This window comes from Streptomyces sp. WMMB 322, assembly GCF_900090145.1.
Taxonomy (GTDB): Bacteria; Actinomycetota; Actinomycetes; order Streptomycetales; family Streptomycetaceae; genus Streptomyces.
Genome location: NZ_FMHI01000003.1, coordinates 339,005 through 359,738 on the forward strand (window position 1 = coordinate 339,005; position 20,734 = coordinate 359,738).

At 70.3% G+C, this 20,734-nt stretch carries 19 protein-coding genes, 1 tRNA gene and 1 pseudogene; 9 read left to right on the forward strand and 12 right to left on the reverse strand.

Annotated elements, in window-relative coordinates; all coding sequences use genetic code 11:
* Positions 1-32 precede the first annotated feature (32 nt).
* On the forward strand, positions 33-1,121 hold the full coding sequence (locus H180DRAFT_RS07335) for a Gfo/Idh/MocA family protein (RefSeq protein ID WP_055485150.1): 1,089 nt from the start codon (positions 33-35) through the stop codon (positions 1,119-1,121).
* Positions 1,122-1,288: 167 nt separating this feature from the next.
* Here H180DRAFT_RS07335 and H180DRAFT_RS07340 read toward each other — a convergent pair whose 3' ends face one another.
* From H180DRAFT_RS07340 to H180DRAFT_RS07350, 3 genes are all read right to left on the reverse strand, one after another.
* On the reverse strand, positions 1,289-2,149 hold the full coding sequence (locus H180DRAFT_RS07340; protein ID WP_055485294.1) for a fumarylacetoacetate hydrolase family protein: 861 nt from the start codon (positions 2,147-2,149) through the stop codon (positions 1,289-1,291).
* A gap of 116 nt (positions 2,150-2,265) precedes the next feature.
* Positions 2,266-3,048 (reverse strand): YidC/Oxa1 family membrane protein insertase, encoded by a 783-nt coding sequence (locus H180DRAFT_RS07345; protein ID WP_074466670.1) that lies wholly within the window; start codon positions 3,046-3,048, stop codon positions 2,266-2,268.
* Between the two features lie 361 nt (positions 3,049-3,409).
* On the reverse strand, positions 3,410-3,703 hold the full coding sequence (locus H180DRAFT_RS07350; RefSeq protein ID WP_055485295.1) for a DUF6412 domain-containing protein: 294 nt from the start codon (positions 3,701-3,703) through the stop codon (positions 3,410-3,412).
* A 334-nt stretch (positions 3,704-4,037) separates the two neighbouring features.
* Here H180DRAFT_RS07350 and rdgB point away from each other — a divergent pair, with 334 nt between their 5' ends.
* The gene (gene rdgB, locus H180DRAFT_RS07355) at positions 4,038-4,670 is read left to right on the forward strand and encodes an RdgB/HAM1 family non-canonical purine NTP pyrophosphatase (protein ID WP_055485151.1); all 633 of its coding nucleotides are present in this window, start codon (positions 4,038-4,040) and stop codon (positions 4,668-4,670) included.
* Positions 4,671-4,729: 59 nt separating this feature from the next.
* Here rdgB and H180DRAFT_RS07360 read toward each other — a convergent pair.
* The 3 genes from H180DRAFT_RS07360 to bcp all read right to left on the reverse strand — a co-directional run bounded on the left by H180DRAFT_RS07360 (position 4,730) and on the right by bcp (position 6,606).
* A tRNA-Leu gene (locus H180DRAFT_RS07360) sits at positions 4,730-4,811 on the reverse strand.
* Between the two features lie 13 nt (positions 4,812-4,824).
* Positions 4,825-5,844, reverse strand: a complete 1,020-nt coding sequence (locus H180DRAFT_RS07365) for an HNH endonuclease signature motif containing protein (protein WP_055485152.1) — start codon at positions 5,842-5,844, stop codon at positions 4,825-4,827.
* Positions 5,845-6,132: 288 nt separating this feature from the next.
* Positions 6,133-6,606, reverse strand: coding sequence for a thioredoxin-dependent thiol peroxidase (bcp, locus tag H180DRAFT_RS07370; protein ID WP_055485153.1), 474 nt, complete (start codon positions 6,604-6,606; stop codon positions 6,133-6,135).
* 328 nt (positions 6,607-6,934) lie between these two features.
* Between bcp and H180DRAFT_RS07375 the strand changes: the two genes are divergently transcribed.
* Together H180DRAFT_RS07375 and H180DRAFT_RS07380 are read left to right on the forward strand one after the other, a co-directional pair.
* The gene (locus H180DRAFT_RS07375; RefSeq protein ID WP_055485296.1) at positions 6,935-7,258 is read left to right on the forward strand and encodes a DUF3618 domain-containing protein; all 324 of its coding nucleotides are present in this window, start codon (positions 6,935-6,937) and stop codon (positions 7,256-7,258) included.
* 85 nt (positions 7,259-7,343) lie between these two features.
* Complete coding sequence (locus tag H180DRAFT_RS07380; RefSeq protein WP_055485297.1) at positions 7,344-7,676, forward strand: GroES family chaperonin; 333 nt, start codon at positions 7,344-7,346, stop codon at positions 7,674-7,676.
* A gap of 284 nt (positions 7,677-7,960) precedes the next feature.
* Here the strand turns inward: H180DRAFT_RS07380 and H180DRAFT_RS07385 are convergent, their stop codons facing one another.
* Positions 7,961-10,258: a transglycosylase domain-containing protein gene (locus tag H180DRAFT_RS07385; RefSeq protein WP_254665913.1), complete on the reverse strand. Its 2,298-nt coding sequence runs from the start codon at positions 10,256-10,258 to the stop codon at positions 7,961-7,963.
* Positions 10,259-10,520: 262 nt separating this feature from the next.
* Here H180DRAFT_RS07385 and H180DRAFT_RS07390 point away from each other — a divergent pair, with 262 nt between their 5' ends.
* From H180DRAFT_RS07390 to H180DRAFT_RS07400, 3 genes are all read left to right on the forward strand, one after another.
* Positions 10,521-11,330 carry an ABC transporter permease gene (locus H180DRAFT_RS07390; protein ID WP_055485154.1) on the forward strand — a complete coding sequence of 270 codons (810 nt, stop codon included), beginning with the start codon at positions 10,521-10,523 and terminating at the stop codon, positions 11,328-11,330.
* 169 nt (positions 11,331-11,499) lie between these two features.
* Positions 11,500-12,264, forward strand: a complete 765-nt coding sequence (locus tag H180DRAFT_RS07395; RefSeq protein WP_079099936.1) for an ABC transporter permease — start codon at positions 11,500-11,502, stop codon at positions 12,262-12,264.
* Between the two features lie 133 nt (positions 12,265-12,397).
* Complete coding sequence (locus H180DRAFT_RS07400) at positions 12,398-13,357, forward strand: ABC transporter ATP-binding protein (protein WP_055485155.1); 960 nt, start codon at positions 12,398-12,400, stop codon at positions 13,355-13,357.
* 7 nt (positions 13,358-13,364) lie between these two features.
* On the opposite strand, the gene H180DRAFT_RS07405 is transcribed toward H180DRAFT_RS07400, so the two are convergent.
* Positions 13,365-14,663, reverse strand: coding sequence for an SGNH/GDSL hydrolase family protein (locus H180DRAFT_RS07405; protein WP_055485156.1), 1,299 nt, complete (start codon positions 14,661-14,663; stop codon positions 13,365-13,367).
* A gap of 227 nt (positions 14,664-14,890) precedes the next feature.
* On the opposite strand from H180DRAFT_RS07405, the gene H180DRAFT_RS07410 reads away from it, so the two are divergent.
* On the forward strand, positions 14,891-16,366 hold the full coding sequence (locus H180DRAFT_RS07410; protein WP_074466671.1) for a DUF445 domain-containing protein: 1,476 nt from the start codon (positions 14,891-14,893) through the stop codon (positions 16,364-16,366).
* A gap of 55 nt (positions 16,367-16,421) precedes the next feature.
* On the opposite strand, the gene H180DRAFT_RS07415 is transcribed toward H180DRAFT_RS07410, so the two are convergent.
* From H180DRAFT_RS07415 to H180DRAFT_RS07425, 3 genes are all read right to left on the reverse strand, one after another.
* Entirely contained in the window at positions 16,422-16,877 is a 456-nt protein-coding gene (locus H180DRAFT_RS07415; RefSeq protein ID WP_254665914.1) for a hypothetical protein, read from the reverse strand.
* An 84-nt stretch (positions 16,878-16,961) separates the two neighbouring features.
* On the reverse strand, positions 16,962-17,687 hold the full coding sequence (gene rph, locus H180DRAFT_RS07420; protein ID WP_055485159.1) for a ribonuclease PH: 726 nt from the start codon (positions 17,685-17,687) through the stop codon (positions 16,962-16,964).
* 121 nt (positions 17,688-17,808) lie between these two features.
* Positions 17,809-18,042, reverse strand: coding sequence for a PTS sugar transporter subunit IIB (locus H180DRAFT_RS07425; RefSeq protein ID WP_055485160.1), 234 nt, complete (start codon positions 18,040-18,042; stop codon positions 17,809-17,811).
* Positions 18,043-18,308: 266 nt separating this feature from the next.
* On the opposite strand from H180DRAFT_RS07425, the pseudogene H180DRAFT_RS07430 reads away from it, so the two are divergent.
* Positions 18,309-19,526: pseudogene (locus H180DRAFT_RS07430) on the forward strand (PTS transporter subunit EIIC); the annotation flags it as partial.
* A gap of 438 nt (positions 19,527-19,964) precedes the next feature.
* Here the strand turns inward: H180DRAFT_RS07430 and H180DRAFT_RS07435 are convergent.
* Positions 19,965-20,726 (reverse strand): MBL fold metallo-hydrolase, encoded by a 762-nt coding sequence (locus H180DRAFT_RS07435; protein WP_055485161.1) that lies wholly within the window; start codon positions 20,724-20,726, stop codon positions 19,965-19,967.
* Positions 20,727-20,734 lie beyond the last annotated feature (8 nt).

The following is a 20,734-nucleotide window of genomic DNA, read 5'->3' on the forward strand; positions in this document are numbered from 1 at the left end:
CACTTACGCAACCGCGTTGCGAAAGTGTCTCCATGGACCGTACGGAATCAGCTGCCCCTCCTCCCCTGCGCGTCGGCCTCATCGGATACGGCCTGGCCGGTTCCGTCTTCCACGCACCGCTCATCTCAGCCACGGAGGGCCTCACCCTCGACACCGTCGTCACGGCCGTCCGCGAGCGGCAGGCACAGGTGCAGGCGGAGTTCGGCGACACCCGTACGCTCGGCACGACCGAAGAGCTCTTCGCCCGCGCGGACGCACTCGACCTCGTCGTCGTCGCCTCCCCCAACCGCACCCACGTGGCGCTCGCCCGCCAGGCACTCCAAGCAGGGCTCCCCGTCGTCGTCGACAAGCCGCTCGCCGGCACCGCAGACGAGGCGCAGCAGCTTGCGTCGCTCGCCGCCGAACGCGGGCTGATGCTCTCCGCGTTCCACAACCGGCGCTGGGACAACGACTTCCTGACCGTCCGCGCGCTCCTCGCCGACGGCACACTCGGCGACCGCATCCACCGCTTCGAATCCCGCTACGAGCGCTGGCGTCCCCAACTCAAGGGCGGCTGGCGCGAATCCGGCGACCCGGACGAAGTCGGCGGGCTCCTCTACGACTTGGGCAGCCACCTCGTCGACCAGGCGCTGACCCTCTTCGGTCCTGCCACGTCCGTCTACGCGGAGACCGACCTGCGACGCGCCGGCGCCGAAGTCGACGACGACGCCTTCATCGCCCTCACCCACGCCGACGGCGTCCGCTCACACCTGTGGATGAGCGCCGTCGCCGCCCGACTCGGGCCTCGCTTCCGGGTGCTGGGCAGCGAAGCGGCATACGTGAAGGACGGCCTCGACCCGCAGGAAGCCGCGCTGCGGGAGGGCGCCCGCCCCGCACGCGGCCAACGGTGGGGCGTAGAACCCGAGGCCGACTGGGGCACGGTCGGCGACCTGCACACGCACCGCCCCGTACCGACCCTCGACGGCGACTACCCCGCCTACTACAAGGGCATCGTGGCGGCCCTGCGCGGGGGAACCCGGCCGCCGGTCACCGCGGACGAGGCCGTGGCCACCATCCGCGTACTCGAAGCCGCCCGCACCTCGGCGCTCGAATCCCGCGTGGTCACCCCGGACTTCGGCTGACGCGCACCCACAGACCCGGGCGGGCCCGGCCCCCGACAAGCCCGGCGGGCCCGGCAGACACGACCCGCCCGACAACCTCGGCGGGCCCGGCAGACACGACCCGCCCAGGGCACGATCCGGCAGGTCAGGACAAGACCCGACGCCTCACGCCCGCCGGGCCGTTCACCTCACGCGTCCTTCAACACCTGGCGCTGCCTGCCCAGTCCATCGATCTCCAGCTCCATCACGTCACCGGCACGCAGATACGGCTTCGGCTCCGCGGCCCCCATGGCCACACCCGCAGGCGTGCCCGTATTGATGACGTCTCCCGGGCGCAGCGTCATGAACCGGCTGAGATAGCGCACCACTTCGGCCACCGGAAAGATCTGCTCCGCCGTCGTGCCGTCCTGCTTCAACTCGCCGTTCACCCACAGCCGCAGACCCAGCGCCTGAGGATCACCCGCCTCGTCCGCCGTGACCAGCCACGGACCCAGCGGATTGAACGTCTCGCAGTTCTTCCCCTTGTCCCACTGACCGCCGTGCTCCAACTGGAAGGCCCTCTCCGAGACATCGTTGGAGACCGCAAAGCCGGCGACGGCCGCCAGAGCCTCCTCGTCCGAGGAGAGGTACCTGGCGGTCCGGCCGATCACCACCGCCAACTCCACCTCCCAGTCCGTCTTCACGCTGCCCCGCGGCACCAGCACCGTGTCGTACGGACCGACCACCGTGTCCGGAGCCTTCATGAACAGGATCGGCTCCTGCGGAACCGCACCGCCCGTCTCCCGCGCGTGATCGTGGTAGTTGAGACCGATGCAGACCACCTTGCCGATCCCGGCAAGAGGCGGCCCCGTCCGCAGCCCTTCCGCCTCCAGCGCGGGCAGCTCACCGGGAGCGGCAGCCGCGTCACGCACACGAGCCATCGCCACCTCGTCGGCGAGGAGAGCACCGTCGACGTCCGGGACGACGCCCGACAGATCCCGCAGGACACCGGCCTCATCCAGCAGAGCCGGACGCTCCGCCCCAACCGGACCCACGCGCAGCAACTTCACGTCCCACTCAACTCCCGAGGTCGTGCTCGGCAGGCCCCGCCCGGGGCCGGCCACCGGAATGTCCTGATCGGAACGGCCGATCCTCCAAGAGGCCGTTCAGCCGCACAACCCCGTGTTCATGTAGTGGACCGCCGTCGCCGCGACGCCGCTCCCGCAGCGGGTGCTCCCGACGCTCCCGGGGCCCTGCCCGCACGCAGAGCAGCACGCTCCACCGCCGTCCAAGTCGTACTCGTCACCACGTACAGAGCGGCAGCGAGCGGCACGAACGCCACCGTGGCCAGCGTCCCGAACGACAGCAGCGGCAGCATCCTCGCCATTGCCGCACCCCCGGCCACTCCAGGAGCCGCCCCGGCCGTCGCAGCGGCTCCCACGGTCCCGGCAGCCATGAGCCTCCGGGTACGCACATACGTCCACGTCGCCACAGCACCGACGAGCACGAACAGCGCCCCGTACACCAGCCCCGGCCCGCCCAAGACACCGCCCGCCTGCAAGGCGCCGAACCAGCGCCCGCCGAGCGGAGCGCCCAGCAACGTATGACCCAGCAAGGCCTCGTCGGCCGTGAACAAGTGGTACATCGCGAAGAACACCGGCAGTTGCAGCAGCATCGGCAGGCAGCCCGCCACCGGGGACGCCCCCTCCTGGGAGCGCAGCCTCTCCAACTCCCGCCGCAGCCGCACCGGATCGGAGCCGTAGCGACGGTTCAGCTCCGCCATGCGGGGAGCCAGCGCGGCCCGCACTCGCTCACCCCGCACGGCGGCACGCGCCAGGGGGTGCAGCGCCAGCCGCACGCACAAAGTGAACCCGACGATCGCCGCGGCCGTTGCCGAGGCTCCGAATACAGGAGCCAGAACGCCGGACAGCCGCGCTACGAGTTCAGCGAATACATCGAAAACAGACATGGTTCGAGCCCTCCACGGGTCTCGTCGAGCCGGATCGGGAAACACCGGCCACCACCGGTGCGAAGAAGACCGACGCGACGAGCCGAGGCACGCACCCACGCTCAGGCCCGGAACTCGAAGGCCTCTCCCGGCCCTCTCCCGGCCGCTCAACAGCCATTCGCAAGAGACGAGTTCGAGACAGACCAAAGGAATCCGGAGGAATCCAGGAACCCGGAGGAATTCGGAGAACCCCGAAGAGCCGGAAGGGGCCCGAGAAACCCGGATGAACTCCAGCGAACCCGACGGGACCCGGGGAATCCTGACAGCCCCGGAAAACCGGAGAGCCGAAGACCCGCAGATGGCAGACGGAGCGGAGTGAGCGCTACACGGCCGTCGCAGGACGACGGCCCGGCGCTCGCGGACGCGGCCGCCCCGCAGCGTCCGGATCACGCTGAGGCAGGAAAGCCGTACGCAGCTCACGGTCCCTGATCGCCGTACGGACACGGGCCCGGACCACCTGCGGCACAGCCGCACCCACAGCCCCACAGGCCAGAGCGTCGCACACCAGCGCCACGGCGGCCGACGTCGCGGCAGCCGTCAACGCGGTGGTCAGCCCGGACCCGGCCAGGAAGAACGAGACGAGGCAGAACAGTGCACCGGAGAGACGCACACCCAGGGCACGCGCCGCCGTACTCGCGCCGGAACCGATCACGCGCCCTGCCACCTCCCCGCCGTCAACTCGCAACTGGGCCTGCCCGTACGAGAATAGCCCCTCAGCAAACACCACGCCTCAGCCCCGGCGCGGCCCTCTCCCACCCCCGTACCCGTACCCACGCCCGCACCCGCACCCGCACCCGCACCCGCACCCGCACCCGGGAACGCCCGCACAGCACGCAGCGCACGGGCGGCACGGCGGCACGCACCCCCACAGACGGCAAGGCAAGAGGCGCGGCGCCACCCGGCGGCCGGCGGCCGGCGGCCGGCGAAACCGCCGGTGGATAATCGGACCCATGAGCAGCAGCGCCCAACACCAGCCCGGCCGCCTCGTACTCGCCACCCGCAACGCGCACAAGGTCACCGAGCTCCAGGCCATCCTCACCGACGCCGGCACGGACCTCGAACTCCTCGGCGCCGACGCCTACCCCGACATCCCCGACGTCAAAGAGACCGGCGTGACCTTCGCCGAGAACGCCCTGCTCAAGGCCCGCACCCTCGCACAGGGCACAGGACTCCCCGCCGTCGCCGACGACTCCGGCCTGTGCGTCGACGTCCTCGGCGGAGCCCCAGGCATCTTCTCCGCCCGCTGGGCCGGACGGCACGGCGACGACAAGGCCAACCTCGACCTGCTGCTCGCCCAGCTCGCCGACATGGACGCCGCGCACCGCTCGGCCCACTTCGCCTGCGCGGCGGCGCTCGCCCTCCCCGACGGCACGGAACGCGTCGCCGAGGGCCGGCTCCTCGGCACCCTCCGGCACGCACCCTCCGGCACAGGCGGCTTCGGTTACGACCCGATCCTCCAGCCGGACGGCGAAACCCGTACCTGCGCGGAACTCACCCCCGAGGAGAAGAACGCGATCAGCCACCGCGGCCGCGCCTTCCGCGCCCTGGCCCGGGAGATCAGGGACCTGGGACTGGTGCGCTGACCGAGCGGCACCGGGGAAGACGACGGGCCCCACTCGGCATGCCGAGTGGGGCCCGGTTGTGCGCGAGGAGGGACTCGAACCCTCACGCCCGCAGGCACCGGGACCTAAACCCGGCTCGTCTGCCAATTCCGACACTCGCGCGCGCCAGCGCAGTCTACTGCCGCGGAGAGCCGGCCGATCTCGCTCCCCGTCCGCGGTTGCGTCCGCACCAGGTGTCGGTCACCGCGTGACAGTTCGGGCACAGATAGCGCAGGTTCTCCGGTCTGTTGTCGCGCCAGTCACCGTTGACGTGGTCGATCTGCAGCGTCATCGGCCGCCCGTTCCAGGAACCCGGGTTGACGCATCCGGCACATGCGTACGGCACCCCGGTCTCGTCCAGCGCCCTGCGCAGCCGCGCATGGTTGACGCGCGGCATGCCCTCGGGGCGGACCCGGAGGATCTCCTGGGCGTTCCGCCTCGCCGGCACGGACCGCCGGGCAGTCGCCACCGGCCGGCGGAAGTGGGAAGTGTCCAGGCCGAGCCGGGCCGCGCGCCGCTGGACCTTCGTGCGGTTCGACTCGTTCACCGGCATGCCCAGTTCGCGCAGCACTCCGGCGTGGGAATCGCTCCGCGCCACGGCTTCCCGCAGCGCCGCTTCGGGGACGGCGATGCGGGCGTGGGAGAAATGCGAGACGTCCGCCCCGGCTTCATGCAGCATCCTGCGCAACGCGGCGCGGGAGCGGCCGTCGTCCGGCACACCGAGGTCCCGTGCAAGCGCGCGAAGACTCCGCACGGACTCGGCCGCCCTCCGCAGCTCCTCGCGGGAGAAGGGCAACTCGGCCCCGTGCCGGTTCAACCCCGGGAAGTGGCCCACGTCCACACCTGATGCGGCGATGCGCCGGCGAATGTGGGAGAGGGTTCCCGTCGACGGCGCGGCGCCCAGTGCGGCGACCACTTCCCGGAGCCTGGTGGAGGAGGCAACGGCCTGCGCGATCTGCTCGTCCGAATACTTGCTCCAGGGACTGCGGCCTGTGAAGTGACCGGTGTCCAGGCCGTGTTCGGCCACAGCTCTCTGCAGCGAGCGGCGGCGGCCTCCGCTGGCACGCACGCCCAGGGTGCGCATCAGCTCCGACCAGTTCGAGGAGGCACCCACCGCCTCCGCCAGTTGCTCACGCGTGTACTTGGTCCCCCGCACGTTTCCGCTCCCTCGTCCGACGCCCCCGGCGAATCCGGCCGCGTTTCCGGACATCCGTAGTGGTCTCGCACAGATCAACGACCGGGACGGGCCACGGTTACGCCGTTCGGGGCGGGGGAGGCAGCAGCCGGGACCCGCCTCCTCAGGCAGGTCCCGACGACGCCGAGCGGGCCGCCGGTCAGGAACGCAGTGCGCCGTCCCCACGGGACGAGGTCGCCCTCGCCGGGATGTGCTGGAGGAGGCCGCGATGGCGGCCGCGCACGAGTGCGTGCACGGTGGTGGCCCGGCCTACTGCCCCAGTTCGAGGTCCTTGATCAGCTTGGCGACGTGTCCCGTCGCCTTGACGTTGTAGAGGGCGCGCTCCACCTTGCCGTCGGCGTCGACGATGACCGTCGAGCGGATCACGCCGGTGACGGTCTTGCCGTACAGCTTCTTCTCGCCGAAGGCGCCGTAGGCCTGCATGACCTCCTTGGACGGGTCGCCGACGAGCGTGACCCCGAGGTTCTCCTTCTCCCGGAACTTCGCGAGCTTTTCGGGCTTGTCCGGCGAGACGCCGATGACCTCGTAGCCGGCGCCGCCGAGCAGGTCGAGGTTGTCGGTGAAGTCACAGGCCTGCTTGGTGCAGCCCGGAGTCATCGCGGCGGGGTAGAAGTAGACGATGACCTTGCGGCCCTTGTGGCCGGCGAGCGAGACCTGCTTGCCGTCCGCGTCCGGCAGGGAGAAGTCGGGGGCGGTGTCGCCGGGCTGCAGTCGCTCACTCATCTGTGCTCCTCGGTGTGGCTGGCGTCGGTCCCGAGAGTAGCCGCACCGTTCCGCGCCGGGGGTGCCGCGGGCCACCACGTGCGGTGAGCTGAGAGACTGTACGGCAGGCCCGTCCAACGGCCCGCGGCGCTCGCACATTCCGGTGTCACCGGTCCTTGCGTGGCGAGTTCGCGCGGCCGGTCCGGGGGAACGCGGAGAGGCAGCGGAAGCGACGAGCGCGACCGTGCCGCACACCGGGGCGGCCGACCGGCCGGAACCGGGCCTCGGTTGGCCGGTGAACGGCGTATGACGACGTATGAGCGACGGATCGATCGACGGAGGCGGCGCGGTGCCACAGGGCAGGACTCCCGCGGACATCGAGGCGGACATCATCAGCAGGCGGCGTGAACTCGCCGCGACGCTCGACGAGATCGCTGTGCGCGTGCACCCCAGGACGATCGCGGGGGACGCGAAGGCCAAGGCCGCCGCGGCCGTGGACCGTACGGCTGGGCGCGCCTACGTGGCGGCCAATCGCGCGGTGGCGGACGTGCGGTCGCAGTTCGTCGACGAAGAGGGCTCGCCCCGTCTGGAGCGGCTGGTGCCGGTGGCCGTGGTCGCCGTGGTCGTCGTGGGCGGGCTGTTCGCGCTCTCGTCTCGCCGCCGCCGGCGCTGAGCCCCTGGGATACGGTCTAGCCGTGAGTTCCGAAACGTCTACCGGCCGTGCGGCCCCCGGCGAGAAGTCCGGCGCGGGCTCGGGCATGGCGCACCACGACAAGCTGCCCATCCGGATGCTGCACGACCGGGTGCTGGTCCGTACGGACATCGAGGAGGGCGAGCGGCGTTCGTCGGGCGGGATCGTGATTCCCGCGACGGCGGCGGTGGGTCGCCGGCTGGCGTGGGCCGAGGTCGTGGCGGTCGGGCAGAACGTCCGTACGGTCGAGACGGGTGACCGTGTGCTCTTCGACCCGGAGGACAGGGCCGAGGTCGAGGTGCGGGGTGTCGCGTACGTGCTGATGAGGGAGCGCGATCTGCACGCGGTGGCCTCCGAGCGGCTTCAGGGCTCGGAGGATTCGACGGGGCTCTATCTGTGATGCGGGATCCGTGATGCGGGATCTGTGATGCGGGGCGGCGGAGCCGTCTGCGCTCCGGCTCCTCGGCTTCCGTCCGTGAGGTCTCGGCTCCCGTTCCCGGCTTCCGTCCGTGAGGTCTCGGCTCCCGTTCGCGAGTCCCGTTCGGAGGGCCTGAGACGTCGCGGGGCTTGAGACGTCGCGGGAGTCGAGGCCCCACCCCGCTTCGAGGGCCCGCCCCTCACTTCGCCTGCCGAGCGAACGCGCACCCGTTCAGCGCCGTCGGACTCCCGCCCGTTCCGCGCCCGTCAGCCGCCCTCCCGTTCATCGCCCGACGCCGTGAAGCGGGCGGCAGTGGCAGGCTGTCCTGTGGTGTTGCCGCCCTGCCAGCCGCCCCCGTCGCCGGGGCCGCCCGAGGTGCCGTCGGTGTCGCCGCCGTTCTGCCCCTCCGTGTTGCCGCCTTCGAGGCCGCCTGTCGGCGGGGTTCCGGGGTCGGTGGGTTCGGTCGGCGGGGTGCTGGGTGTGCCGGGGTCGGTGGGCGGCGTCGTGGGACCGGTGGTCGGCGGCTGCGAGGTGGGGCCGCCGTCGCTGGGCGGGACGCTGGGTGTCTCGCTGCTCGGGGGCTTGGTGCCGGGGATGTCGGCGTCGCCTCCGGTCTTCAGGTCGAAGTCGCGTACGGGCTCGCCTTTGAGGGCGGCCTTCGTGTAGTCGCCCCAGATCTCGGCGGGGAAGCCGCCGCCGTTGATGCGTTTGAGACCGGCGGCTCCGTAGAGGGGCTTCTGCACGCCGGTCTCGGAGTTCTGGCCCATCACGCTGATGACGGTGGCCAGTTCGGGCGTGTATCCCGCGAACCAGGCCGCCTTGTCCTCCTCGGCGGTGCCGGTCTTCCCGGCCGCGGGGCGCCCCGCGCTCTGTGCCGCGGTTCCGGTGCCGCCCTGAACGACCTTGCGCAGTACGGCGGTTGTGGCGTCGGCGGCGCTGCGCTCGACCTGCTCGGAGACGTCGCGCTCGGGCAGGTCGATGACTTCGCCGCCGTGCGTGGCCTTCTCGACGAGGCTGTAGTGGCCGCGTTTGCCGTGGTTGGCGAGCGTGGCGTAGGCCTCGGCCATGTCGGTGGTGGAGGCGGTGGCGACGCCGAGGGCGATCGAGCCGTCCTCGGGCATGTTGGGGGTCTTCTCGGGCAGGCCGAGGTCGATGGCGGTGCGCTTGACCTTCTTGGGGCCGACGTCGACTCCCATCTGTGCGAAGACGGAGTTGACGGATTTGTTCATGGCCTGGGTGACGGGGATGTCGCCGTAGGACTTCTCGTCCTCGTTCTCGGGGGCGTAGTCGGTGCCGCGGCCGTCGCTGACGACTTCGCGTTTGTTGGTGCCGTCGTAGATGGTGCCGGCGGTGATGCGGCGCCCGTCCTGGGTCTTGGCGTCGTTCTGCAGTGCCGAGGTGAAGATGAACGGCTTGAAGGTGGAGCCGACCTGGTAGTCGCGGCGGGTGGCGTTGTTGACGTACTGCTCGGTGTAGTCGATGCCGCCGTACATGGCGACGATCTTCCCGGTCTTGGGGTCGACGGAAGTGCCGCCGGCGCGCACGTACTTGTCGACTTTCCGGTCCTTGTCGAGCTTGGACATCAGCCGCTTGTCGACCGCTTTGGCCATGGCTTTCTGCCGCTTCGGGTCGAGCGTGGTCGTGATGCGGAACCCGCCGGCCGCCAGGCGGCGTTCGTCGATGATGTCGTTGCTTATCAGGTAGTTCTTGACGGCTTCCACGAGATAGCCGCGCTGTCCGGACAGGCCGGTCGCGGGCTTGTCGCGGCCGGGCTCGGGGAACTTGAACGCTTCCCGCTCGGAACGGCTGATCCAGTTCTTCTTGAGCATGCCGTCGAGCACGTAGTGCCAGCGGGCGACGGCCCGTTTGCGGTTCTCGGGGTGCGCCTGGGTGTCGTAGGCGTTGGGCGAGTTGACGAGGGCGGCGAGGTAGGCGCCCTCGGCGGTGCTGAGTTCCTCGACGTCCTTGCCGTAGTAGGCCTGGGCCGCCGCCTGGATGCCGTAGGCGTTGCGCCCGAAGTAGCTGGTGTTGAGGTAGCCCTCGAGGATGTCCGCCTTGCTGACCTCGTTGTCCAGCTTCAGGGCGATGAAGAACTCCTTGGCCTTGCGTGTGAGGGTCTGGTCCTGGCTGAGGTAGTAGTTCTTGACGTACTGCTGCGTGATCGTCGAGCCGGACTGCTTTCCGCCGCCGGTGACCATGTTCCAGCCCGCGCGGAGCATCGCCTTCGGGTCGACGGCCGATTCCTGGTAGAACTCGCGGTCCTCGGCGGCCAGGACGGCTTCCTGCACGCTCTTGGGGACCTGGGCGAGCTTGATGTTCTCCCTGTTGATCTCGCCGTCGCGGGCGATCTGCGAGCCGTCGGAGTAGAGGAAGACGTTGGTCTGGGCGGCGGCGGCCTTGTTCGCCGGGGGGATGCTCACCAGGAGGTAGCCGGCGACAAGGACGCCGCAGGCGAGGAGGAGCAGCAGCATGGCCCCGCCGAGCGCCCACCGCCAGGTGGGCACCAGCCGGCGGAGGCCGGTCCTGCCGGGGGCGCTCCCCGTTGCTTTCGCCTCGTCGCTCATCTCTTCTGGGACCCCTCGTCCGAATTCGGGCGATCCGGTCATAACGCCCATCGTCGTAAGCGCGCCTGCTCGATCGTCCAGCTCACCGGGGTCAGTCGTATACGAGCGCGGCCCCGTCACTGTACGTGCCACGGATCGGTGACCGTGCACGCGAATAATCGTTGGCTGCCCGTTTCCCGCGTGAGCTAGGCTCCTTCGTTTCCCAATCGTGAGAATCCGCGAGGAAGCTCTACCGGGGTAGACGGAGAAAGGCTTCAAAAGGATGCGCCTGCGAGGCGTCTATTTCGCCGTGGCGGCCGGCAGCTTCCGCCGTTACTCCACATACCGGGTCGCCACCGCAGCCGGGGTGTTCACCAACACCGTCTTCGGCTTCATCCTCGCCTTCACCTTCAGCGCCCTGTGGAGCGAGCGCCCGCACCTGGGCGGCTACGACGAGTCACAGGCGCTGACCTTCGTGTGGATGGGCCAGGCGATGCTCGCCGCCGCGGCGCTGATCGGCGGCGGCTTCCAGGAGGAGCTGCAGGAGCGCATCCGCACCGGCGACGTCGCCGTCGACCTCTACCGGCCCGCCGACCTTCAGCTGTGGTGGCTGGCCGCCGACCTCGGCCGGGCCGGCTTCCATCTGCTGGCCCGCGGCGCCGCACCCGTGGCCGTCGGCGCGTTCGTCTTCGAACTGGCCCTGCCCGCATCGCCGTTGGTGTGGCTGGCCTTTCTCGCATCGGTCACGCTCGGCATCGTCACGGGCTTCGCGCTGCGCTACCTGTTCGCGCTGAGCGCCTTCTGGCTGCTGGACGGCACGGGTTTGAACATGCTGAGCACCCTGCTGAGCATGTTCTTCTCGGGAATGCTGCTCCCGCTGACCGTCTTCCCCGGCGCCTTCGGCGAGGTGGTGCGTCTGCTGCCGTGGGCGGCGACCATGCAGGTCCCGGTGGACGTGCTGCTGGGCCGGTACGAGGGGGCAGGGGTGCTGACGGCCTTCGGGTTCCAGTCGCTGTGGGCGCTGCTGCTGCTCGCGGCGGGCAGGGCGCTGCAGTCGCTGGCCACGCGGAAGGTGGTGGTCCAGGGTGGCTGAGCCCGCACTGAGAGGTGGTGCGCGCACTGATGTCGCGGAGCCGGGCGAGGCGGGCGCGTACGCCGACGGCGATCCCGCGGGGCCGGCCGCCGGCCGGGACGGCGCAGCGGCCGAGGGCCTCCTGGCCCGGCTGGGCTGGGGCCTGCGGGCGTACTGCTTCATCGCGGCGATGTGGGTGCGCTCCACGATGGTCTACCGGGCGTCGTTCGCCATGCTCGCTCTGGGCAGCTTCGCGACCTCGGCGCTCGACTTCGTCGCCATCATGATCATGTTCTCGCATGTGGAGGTCCTCGCGGGGTTCACCTTGCACGAGGTCGCCCTGCTGTACGGCACATGCGCGGCGTCCCTGGGCCTGGCGGATCTGCTGCTGGGCTCCTTCGACCGCGTGGGCACGCGGGTGCGTGACGGCACGATGGACACGATCCTGGTGCGGCCGGTGCCGGCGCTGGCGCAGGTCGCCGCGGACCGGTTCGCGCTGCGGCGGCTGGGCCGTCTCGTCCAGGGCGTCCTTGTGCTGGGGTGGGCGCTGAGCGGTGTGCGGCTCGAGGGCGGCCCGTGGGCGCCCCTGCTGCTGGCGGTCACGGTGCTCAGCGGTACCGCGGTCTTCGGCGCGGTCTTCGTCCTGGGCGGCGCCTTCCAGTTCGTCGCGCAGGACGCCGCGGAGGTGCAGAACTCCTTCACCTACGGCGGCGCGACGATGCTCCAGTACCCGCCTGCGGTCTTCGCGAAGGACCTGGTGCGCGGGGTGACGTTCGTGATCCCGCTGGCCTTCGTCAACTGGATGCCCGTGCTGCGGCTGCTGGGCCGCGACGATCCGCTGCGTCTGCCGGGGTGGGTGGACTTCGCGGGCCCCGCGGTGGCGGCGGGCTGCTGCGTCCTGGCCGGGCTGGCCTGGCGGGCGGGGCTGCGGGCGTACCGCAGTACGGGCAGCTGAAGCGCCACCGGACGGGGACGGAACAGAGCGGCACAGGACGGGATGCAGAAGCACGGAACCCGGCCGGAAGGCCCGTTCCGCGCACGGACGAGCAGGTGCTGAGCGGCGACGAGCGGGAGGGGAACCGGAGGAGATGGACGGCGACTTCATCGTGCTGGAGGACTTGGAGAAGGTCTTCCATGTGCGCATCAGAAGCGGCAGGCTGCGGCGTGAGCGGCGCGAAGTCCGTGCTGTCGACGGGATCTCCTTCGGCGTCGCGCGGGGCGAGATGGTCGGCTACATCGGCCCGAACGGCGCGGGGAAGTCGACGACGATCAAGATGCTCACGGGCATCCTCACGCCCAGCGGCGGGCGGCTGCGCGTCGCCGGCATCGACCCGGCCCGCGAACGCACCAGGCTGGCGCGGCGCATCGGCGTCGTCTTCGGGCAGCGCACGACCCTGTGGTGGGACCTGCCGCTGCGCGACTCCTACGCGCTCATGCGCCGTATGTACCGCATCCCGCAGGCCCGCTTCCGCGAGAACCTGGAGCGCTGCGTGGAACTGCTGGAACTGGGCGACCTGCTCGAAGTCCCGGTGCGGCAGCTGTCGTTGGGGCAGCGCATGCGCGGCGACATCACGGCGGCGCTGCTGCACGACCCGGACGTGCTGTATCTGGACGAGCCGACGATCGGACTCGACGTCGTCAGCAAGTCAACGGTGCGCCGCTTCCTCAGCGATCTCAACGCGTCGCAGGGCACGACCGTCCTGCTGACCACCCACGACCTCACCGACATCGAGCAGCTGTGCAAGCGCGTGATGGTCATCGACCACGGGCGCCTGATGTACGACGGTGCACTGGCGGGGCTGCACGAGGTCGGCGAGAGCGAACGGACGCTCGTGGTGGACCTGGAGCGCGAACTGCCCCCGATCGAGGGGATCGAGGGGGCGCGCACAGTGCGGACGGAGGGCCCGCGCCAGTGGCTGGCCTTCCCCGCGTCGGCGAGCGCCGCGCCGATCGTCTCGCGGATCGCCGACGGCTATCCGCTTGTGGACCTGTCCGTGCGGGAGCCGGCGATCGAGGACGTCATCGCCCGCATGTACGGGGCGGGTTGACGGGCTTCTACGTCGTGGCGGGTGAGGAGCCCTTCAGCATTTTCAGGTCGAGCGCTTCGGCCATCGCCCTGTACCCGTTGTCGCTGGGGTGCAGGTGGTCGCCGGAGTCGTAGGCCGGGCGCAGGCGCTCGGGGTTGGCCGGGTCCCGCAGCGCGGCGTCGAAGTCGACGACGTCGTCGAAGACCTTGCCCGAGCGGATCTCCTCGTTGACCCGCTGGCGGATCGTGTCCAACTGCTTTTCGTAGCCCCGGTGTCCGCCGAAGGGGGTGAGGGTGCCGCCGATGACGCGCAGATTGCGCGCGTGCGCGTACTTCACCAACTGCCGCAGCCCGTCGACGATTCGCTCGGGGTCGCGCTGCCGGGGCTGCTTGATGATGTCGTTGAGGCCCATCTCGATGACGACGGCCTTGACCCCGGACCGCGAGAGCACGTCGCGCTGGATCCGGGTCAGGCCGCTGGGGCCGTTGTTGGGCGAGTAGCGGGGCCCGTCGACGAGGACGCGGTTGCCGCTGATGCCGCCGTTGAGGACGCTGTACCGGGGCGCTCCCCGCTCCGTGCGCAGACGTTCGGCGAGGAAGTCCGTCCAGCGGCGGTTGGCGCCCGGGCTGGAGGTGATGCCGTCGGTGATGGAGTCGCCGAGCACGGCCACCGCGCCGCGCGTCTGACTGGTCCACACGTCGACTGCGGTGAGGTAACGCCAGTACGGGCTCTGCTGGGTGAAGGCCGTGCCCGAGGTCTCCTCGGCCTTGTCGCCCTGTGCCACGTAGCTGGTCTGACGCGCATAGGGGTGGTACGTGACGGGCCCGGACGGCTTCGGGGAGTAGGTGGTGACGAGGAGGTCGGCTGCGTGCGGGACGTTGAGTCTCACCGAGTCGCTGACCGCCTTGCGGCCCGGAGGGATGGTCACCGAGCGGGAGTTGCCGAAGGTCAGCCGGCGCATGGTGCCTGTGGCCGCCGTGGGGTTGCTGGGTGCGGCGGCGAGGGCGAGCGTCGCGTGCGTGATCGTGAGGGGCTTGGTGCCGTAGAGGTTGGAGAGGGTGATGCGGGCGCCCGATCCGCCCACCGAGGTGTGGACGACGTTGCGTATCGACATCTTGGGGTAGCCGTCGGCGGTGTTGGGCTCGGCCGCGACGGCGGGCGCCGACCAGGTTCCCACCCAGTTGCCCGAGGAGGCGGGCGCGGCGGAGTCACGGGTGCCCTGCGTGATGCCGTCCAGACTGCCGTCGTCGCCGCCCGCACCGATGAAGACGGCGGTGGACACCAGCACGACGATGGCCGCCAGACCGGCCAGCAAGGCATAACCCATGTTTCTGGTCACGCGCGGTGTATCTCCTCGGGCAGGCGGAGCCCGAGGCTCCGAGTGGTCGCGGTGGAATGATCCCACGATCGCGGCGAGGCCCTCTCCCTGGGGGCGGCCAGGCCGGGGCGACCCGGGTGGTCGTCCGCAATGACAGACGCCGTATGCCCGGGCTTCGTTCCACCTGTCAGGCACCTTGGGACACTGTAGGGGGGACAGGCCGAACGGTGGAGTGGATGGATCAGGCAAAAGCGGGCGACGTGACCCCCGCAGGCGCGGGTGGAGTGAGAGCAATCACAGACGGGAAGGCCGCGCGAACCGCGGGGCCCGGCCCGAACGGCCGTACGGGCAGCGACAGTTCGGGCCGCAGCGCGGCATCGGATTCCGGCGCCGCAACGGGTTCCGGCGCCGCATCGGGTTCCGGTGGGCGGCCCCCGAACCCGGGCCCCCTGGGTACCTTCACCGCCGCGGACGAGGAGCGGCGCCGCGGTGTGCGCAGGATGAAGACCATCGCGACAGGCGCATTGCTGCTGATGGCCGTGGTCTTCGTGCTGGCGAAGTGGGCGCAGCACGAGGGTGCGGGAGTCTGGAGCGGATACGTCGCGGCTGCCGCCGAGGCGGGCATGGTGGGCGCGCTGGCGGACTGGTTCGCGGTGACTGCGCTCTTCCGTCATCCGCTCGGGCTGCCGATTCCCCACACCGCAATCATCCCCACCAAGAAGGATCAACTCGGACATACGCTCGGGGAGTTCGTCGGCGAGAACTTCCTCTCCGCTGACGTCGTACGGTCCCGGCTGCGGACGGTGGGCATCGCCGGCCGCCTCGGTTCGTGGCTCGCGCAGCCGGAGCACGCGGACCGGGTGACCTCGGAACTGTCGACGGCGCTGCGCGGCACGCTGGCCGTCCTGCGGGACTCGGACGTGCAGGCGGTGGTGGGCGAGGCCATCACGCGCCGCGCCGACGCGCAGGAGATCGCGCCGGCGCTGGGGTCGATGCTGGAGCGCGTCGTGGCCGACCAGGGCCACAGGCGCGTGGTGGATCTGGTGTGCGGGCGGGCGGCGCAGTGGCTGGAGCAGCACAGCGACTCCGTGGTCGAGGCGGTCACCGGCGGTGCGCCGGGCTGGACGCCCCGCTTCATCGACCGGCGCGTGGGCGACCGCGTCTACCGGGAGTTGCTGCGGTTCGTGACGGAGATGCGGGACATGCCGGAGCACCCGGCTCGCGGGGCGATCGACCGCTTCCTGACGGACTTCGCGGCGGACCTGCGGTCGGATCCGCAGACGCGGGCGCGGGTCGAACGGCTCAAGAGCGACGTGCTCGGCCGCAGCGAGGTGCAGGACCTGATCTCCTCGGCGTGGAACTCGGTGCGTTCGATGATCGTCGCGGCTGCGGAGGACGAAAGCAGCCAACTGCGCCTGCGGGCAAGGGCGTCGCTGCTGTCGCTGGGGAAGCGGATGGCCTCCGACGGGCGTCTGCGGGGCAAGGTCGACGGCTGGATCGAGGACGCCGCGGTGTACGTCGTCACCACGTACCGGAACGAGATCACGTCACTGATCACGGAGACGGTCGCGGGCTGGGACGCCGGACACACGTCGAAGAAGATCGAGGCACACATCGGCCGTGATCTTCAGTTCATCCGTCTCAACGGCACAGTCGTCGGCTCGATGGCGGGACTTGCGATCTATGCGCTGGTGAACCTGGTCACGCGCTGAGCCCGGCCGTGGCGGCGGGGCGGCCGTGGCGCGGCCGCCCCGCCGGAACCACGCGTCAGCCTGTGCAGACCTTGGTCAGCTCGTCGGCCGCCTCGCCGACCGGACGCACATCGGGCTCGCGCCCGGCGTCGACGGCCTTCTGCGCATCCTCGACCGCGCTGTTCATGTGACCGACGGCCTTGTCCACGTCGGCATCGCCCGTGCTCTGGTCGATCTTCTCGAGGTTCTTGTCGATGCGGTCTATCGACTCCTTCGCCTGCGCCGGGTCCTCGGAGGCACCGGAGACGGCCTTCTGGAGATCGTCGGCCGCTTCGGCGACCGTGACCGCTGTGTTGGCGCAGCTGACCGCCTTGTCGACCGCGCTGCACCCGGTCAGAACGGTGGCGGCGAACACTGCGGCGCCGAGAACGGGGAGCACGGGAGAACGGCGCACTGGGACCTCTTCCTTGGCGATGGACGGGCCGCGCGGTTTGACACGCGCGGCCCGTACCTCTTCAGACGCGTAAAGCATACGCAAAGTTCCCGGCTTCCAACCGCCCTGCGCAAGTTGCGAATTCGCCTCGGAACGGCCCCGGCGACAGCGGCCGGGATGCCCTCAGCCCGCGAGCGCCTTGCGCTGCGCACCGTCGAGCTGCGCGCACCCCTTGACGGAGAGGTCGAGGAGTCCGTCGAGCTGCTCACGTGCGAACGGCTCCCCCTCGGCGGTCCCTTGGACCTCGACGAACTTCCCGTCGCCGGTGCAGACGACGTTCATGTCGGTCTCCGCGCGCACGTCTTCCTCGTAGCACAGGTCGAGCAACTGGTTCCCGTCGACGATGCCGACGCTGACGCCGGCGACGGTGCCCGTGAGCGGCTGGGACCTGCTCTTGACGAGCTTCTTCTCCTGGGCCCAGGAGACGGCGTCGGCCAGTGCGACGTAGGCGCCCGTGATCGCGGCGGTGCGGGTGCCGCCGTCGGCCTGGAGAACGTCGCAGTCGAGGACCACGGTGTTCTCCCCGAGCGCCTTGTAGTCCACGACCGCGCGCAGCGAGCGCCCGATGAGGCGGGAGATCTCATGTGTGCGGCCGCCGATCTTGCCGCGCACGGACTCGCGGTCGCCGCGGGTGTTCGTGGAGCGCGGCAGCATTGCGTACTCGGCCGTGACCCAGCCCTGTCCGCTGCCCTTGCGCCAGCGCGGCACTCCTTCCGTGACGCTGGCGGTGCACAGCACGCGGGTGTCGCCGAAGCAGATCAGAACGGAACCCTCGGCGTGCTTGCTCCAGCCGCGGTCGATGGTGATGGGGCGCAACTGGTCAGCCGTGCGGCCGTCGATACGAGTCATGGTGCGAGCCTAAGCCCTCGCGCCTGAAGGCCCGTTCAGCCCTTTGTCCGCTCGCACTTCCCCGGATCGGCGGCACCGGCGGGCCGGAGAAGCCGTGGCCCGCCGGTGCGGACGCGGTGCGTCACATCATGTCCTCGATCTCGACGGCGATCGGATCGGCGTCGGTGCCGATGACGATCTGTATGGCCGACCCCATCTTCACGACTCCGTGCGCACCCGCGGCCCGCAGGGCCGCTTCGTCGACGAGCGCTGCGTCCGCGACCTCGGTGCGAAGACGGGTGATGCAGCCCTCGATCTCGGAGATGTTGTCGAGTCCGCCGAGCCCGGCGACGATCTTTTCGGCCTTGCTGCTCATGTCATTCTCCTGCTCTCCGGCGCCGGCTCACGTGCCGAGCACGCACCCCGGCAGGCCGAGGTCTACACCAGTATGGGCCAATCGTCGGCTCGCGCCTCTTGCGTCCGGGATGCCGGTGACACTCCCCGGTTCCCCGGGTACATATGCGCCCTTAACACAACAAGTTGCGCTTTCCGCGCTGCTGCACCCGTGCTACAAGAGGTCTACACCATTCACGGGGTCTGCTCCGCACGGTCCGACCTCCCGCAGACCACTGGAGGACGTTGATGACCACGGCTACCGAAGCCCGGACGACGGGCCGGGGCTCGGGTGCGATGGCTGTAGCCCAGCGCATCGGCCGCAGCCTCATGCTTCCGATCGCCACCCTGCCGGCCGCCGCGCTGATGGTCCGGCTGGGCCAGCCCGACATGCTCGGCCGTCCGGGATTCCCGGACTCCCTGAACCGCATCGCCCAGTTCCTCGCCAGGGGCGGCGGCGCACTGATCGACAACATGCCGCTGCTGTTCGCCGTCGGCATCGCCGTGGGATTCGCCCGCAAGTCGGACGGGTCGACGGCGCTGGCCGCCGTCGTCGGCTACCTGGTCTTCAAGAACGTGCTGGGGGCCTTCAAGGACGGGAATCTGCCCCCGGTCGAGAAGGTCGTCGACGGCAAGGTCGGCACGGCCGCACCGCCGGTGGACGCCGGTGTGCTGGGCGGCGTGGTCATGGGCATCGTCGTCGCCCTCCTCTACCAGCGCTACTACCGCAAGAAGCTCCCCGACTGGCTCGGCTTCTTCGGCGGCCGCCGTCTCGTGCCGATCCTCTCGGCATTCGCCGGCCTCTTCATCGGCGTGATCTTCGGCTACATCTGGCCGGTGCTGGGCACGGGGCTGCACGACTTCGGCGCCTGGCTCGTCGGCTCGGGAGCCGCGGGAGCCGGTGTCTACGGGGTGGCGAACCGGGCCCTCATCCCGATCGGCATGCATCACCTGCTCAACTCCTTCCCGTGGTTCCAGGCCGGCTCGTACAAGGGGCAGCACGGTGACATCGCGCGCTTCCTCGCGGGCGACCCCAGCGCCGGCCAGTTCATGACGGGGTTCTTCCCGATCATGATGTTCGCCCTGCCCGCCGCGTGCCTGGCGATGTACCACTGCGCACGGCCCGAGCGGCGCAAGGTGATCGGCGGCCTGATGATCTCCCTCGCGCTCACCGCCTTCATCACGGGCGTGACGGAGCCCATCGAGTTCTCGTTCATGTTCATCGCACCCGTGCTGTACGCGATCCACGCGGTGCTGACGGGCATCTCCATGGCCCTGGTGTGGACCCTGGGCATGAAGGACGGCTTCGGCTTCTCGGCCGGCGCGATCGACTTCATGCTGAACCTCGGCATCGCCACGAACCCGTGGGGCCTGGTGGTCGTGGGCCTGGGATTCGCGGTGGTCTACTACACCGTCTTCCGCTTCGCGATCATCAAGTTCGACCTGCCCACGCCCGGCCGGGAGGCGCCCGAGCCGGAGGAGCAGGAGCGGCAGCAGGAGCGCGAGCCGGCGACGAACAAGGGCGGAATCCGCGGCGACGTACCGGTCGCGGTCGCGGAGACGACCACCGACAAGGCCATCGACAAACAGGAGTATCCCGTCTCCCTGGGCAAGGTCTCCCCGAACAGGCAGGACGCGGGGGCGGCGCAGCCCGCCAGGCCCACTCAGCCCCAGGAGGCACGGCGCGGCCGCGACGACGGGGACGAGGACCAGGACAGGAGCCGCTTGGGGATCTGACGCCGGGGCGGCCACGGGGCCGGCGACCAGCGACCGGCGGAACGGCAACCGAGCCGCACCCGCTGCCGACAGGCGGCGGGTGCGGTGCCGTGTGTGCCTGTCCGCGTGTGCCTGCCCGCGTGTGCCCGGAGGAGTCCGCGGGGCCGCGCCCCGCGCCGTGCGGCGCCGCTACAGCTCGTAGACCGCGCCCGGCCTGGCCAGCTCGACGGGGCCGCCGAAGGCGTCCTTGGCGTCCCGGAGGTTGACCTTCGCGTCGGTCCACGGCGGTACATGGGTGAGGACCAGCCGCTCCACGCCCGCGGACTGTGCGCACTCCCCCGCCTCACGGCCGTTGAGATGCAGGTCGGGGATGGCTTCCTTGCCGTGCGTGAAGGAAGCCTCACACAGGAAGATGTCCGCGCCGCGTGCCAGTTCCCGGAGCGGCCCGCAGGCCCCCGTGTCACCCGAGTAGACGAGCACCTTGCCGCTTTCCCGGTGGGTCACCCGGAACGCGTAGGACTCCACGGGGTGCAGGACCTCCTCCGTGCGGACCGTGAAGGGACCGAGGTCGAAGGAGTCCCCCCGCGTGAGCGTTCGGAAGTCGAAGACCTCGCTCATCGCGGAGTCCGACGGTGTGTCACCGTACGCGACGGTCAGGCGCCGCTCGGTGTCCCGAGGACCGTAGACGGGGAGCGGCTCGCAACGTCCGCCCTCGTGACGGTAGTAACGCGCCACGAAGTAGCCGCACATGTCGATGCAGTGATCGGGGTGCAGGTGGCTGAGCGCGATGGCGTCCAGGTCGTAGAGACCGCTGTAGCGCTGGAGCTCGCCGAGCGCGCCGTTCCCCATGTCCAGAAGCAGCCGGTATCCCTCGGCCTCGACCAGATAACTCGAACAGGCCGACTCCGCCGATGGGAACGACCCGGAGCAGCCGACGACGGTGAGCTTCATGAAAGCAG

Coding starts and splice junctions, on each gene's coding strand:
- H180DRAFT_RS07425 (WP_055485160.1), bottom strand. CDS start 18,042: ATGAGCAGCAAGGCCGAAAAGATCGTCGCCGGGCTCGGCGGACTCGAC.
- H180DRAFT_RS07390 (WP_055485154.1), top strand. CDS start 10,521: ATGCGCCTGCGAGGCGTCTATTTCGCCGTGGCGGCCGGCAGCTTCCGC.
- H180DRAFT_RS07380 (WP_055485297.1), top strand. CDS start 7,344: ATGGCGCACCACGACAAGCTGCCCATCCGGATGCTGCACGACCGGGTG.
- H180DRAFT_RS07400 (WP_055485155.1), top strand. CDS start 12,398: ATGGACGGCGACTTCATCGTGCTGGAGGACTTGGAGAAGGTCTTCCAT.
- rdgB (WP_055485151.1), top strand. CDS start 4,038: ATGAGCAGCAGCGCCCAACACCAGCCCGGCCGCCTCGTACTCGCCACC.
- H180DRAFT_RS07435 (WP_055485161.1), bottom strand. CDS start 20,726: ATGAAGCTCACCGTCGTCGGCTGCTCCGGGTCGTTCCCATCGGCGGAG.
- H180DRAFT_RS07410 (WP_074466671.1), top strand. CDS start 14,891: ATGGATCAGGCAAAAGCGGGCGACGTGACCCCCGCAGGCGCGGGTGGA.
- H180DRAFT_RS07335 (WP_055485150.1), top strand. CDS start 33: ATGGACCGTACGGAATCAGCTGCCCCTCCTCCCCTGCGCGTCGGCCTC.
- H180DRAFT_RS07415 (WP_254665914.1), bottom strand. CDS start 16,877: ATGCTTTACGCGTCTGAAGAGGTACGGGCCGCGCGTGTCAAACCGCGC.
- H180DRAFT_RS07395 (WP_079099936.1), top strand. CDS start 11,500: ATGTGGGTGCGCTCCACGATGGTCTACCGGGCGTCGTTCGCCATGCTC.
- H180DRAFT_RS07345 (WP_074466670.1), bottom strand. CDS start 3,048: ATGTCTGTTTTCGATGTATTCGCTGAACTCGTAGCGCGGCTGTCCGGC.
- bcp (WP_055485153.1), bottom strand. CDS start 6,606: ATGAGTGAGCGACTGCAGCCCGGCGACACCGCCCCCGACTTCTCCCTG.
- H180DRAFT_RS07405 (WP_055485156.1), bottom strand. CDS start 14,663: ATGGGTTATGCCTTGCTGGCCGGTCTGGCGGCCATCGTCGTGCTGGTG.
- rph (WP_055485159.1), bottom strand. CDS start 17,687: ATGACTCGTATCGACGGCCGCACGGCTGACCAGTTGCGCCCCATCACC.
- H180DRAFT_RS07385 (WP_254665913.1), bottom strand. CDS start 10,258: ATGAGCGACGAGGCGAAAGCAACGGGGAGCGCCCCCGGCAGGACCGGC.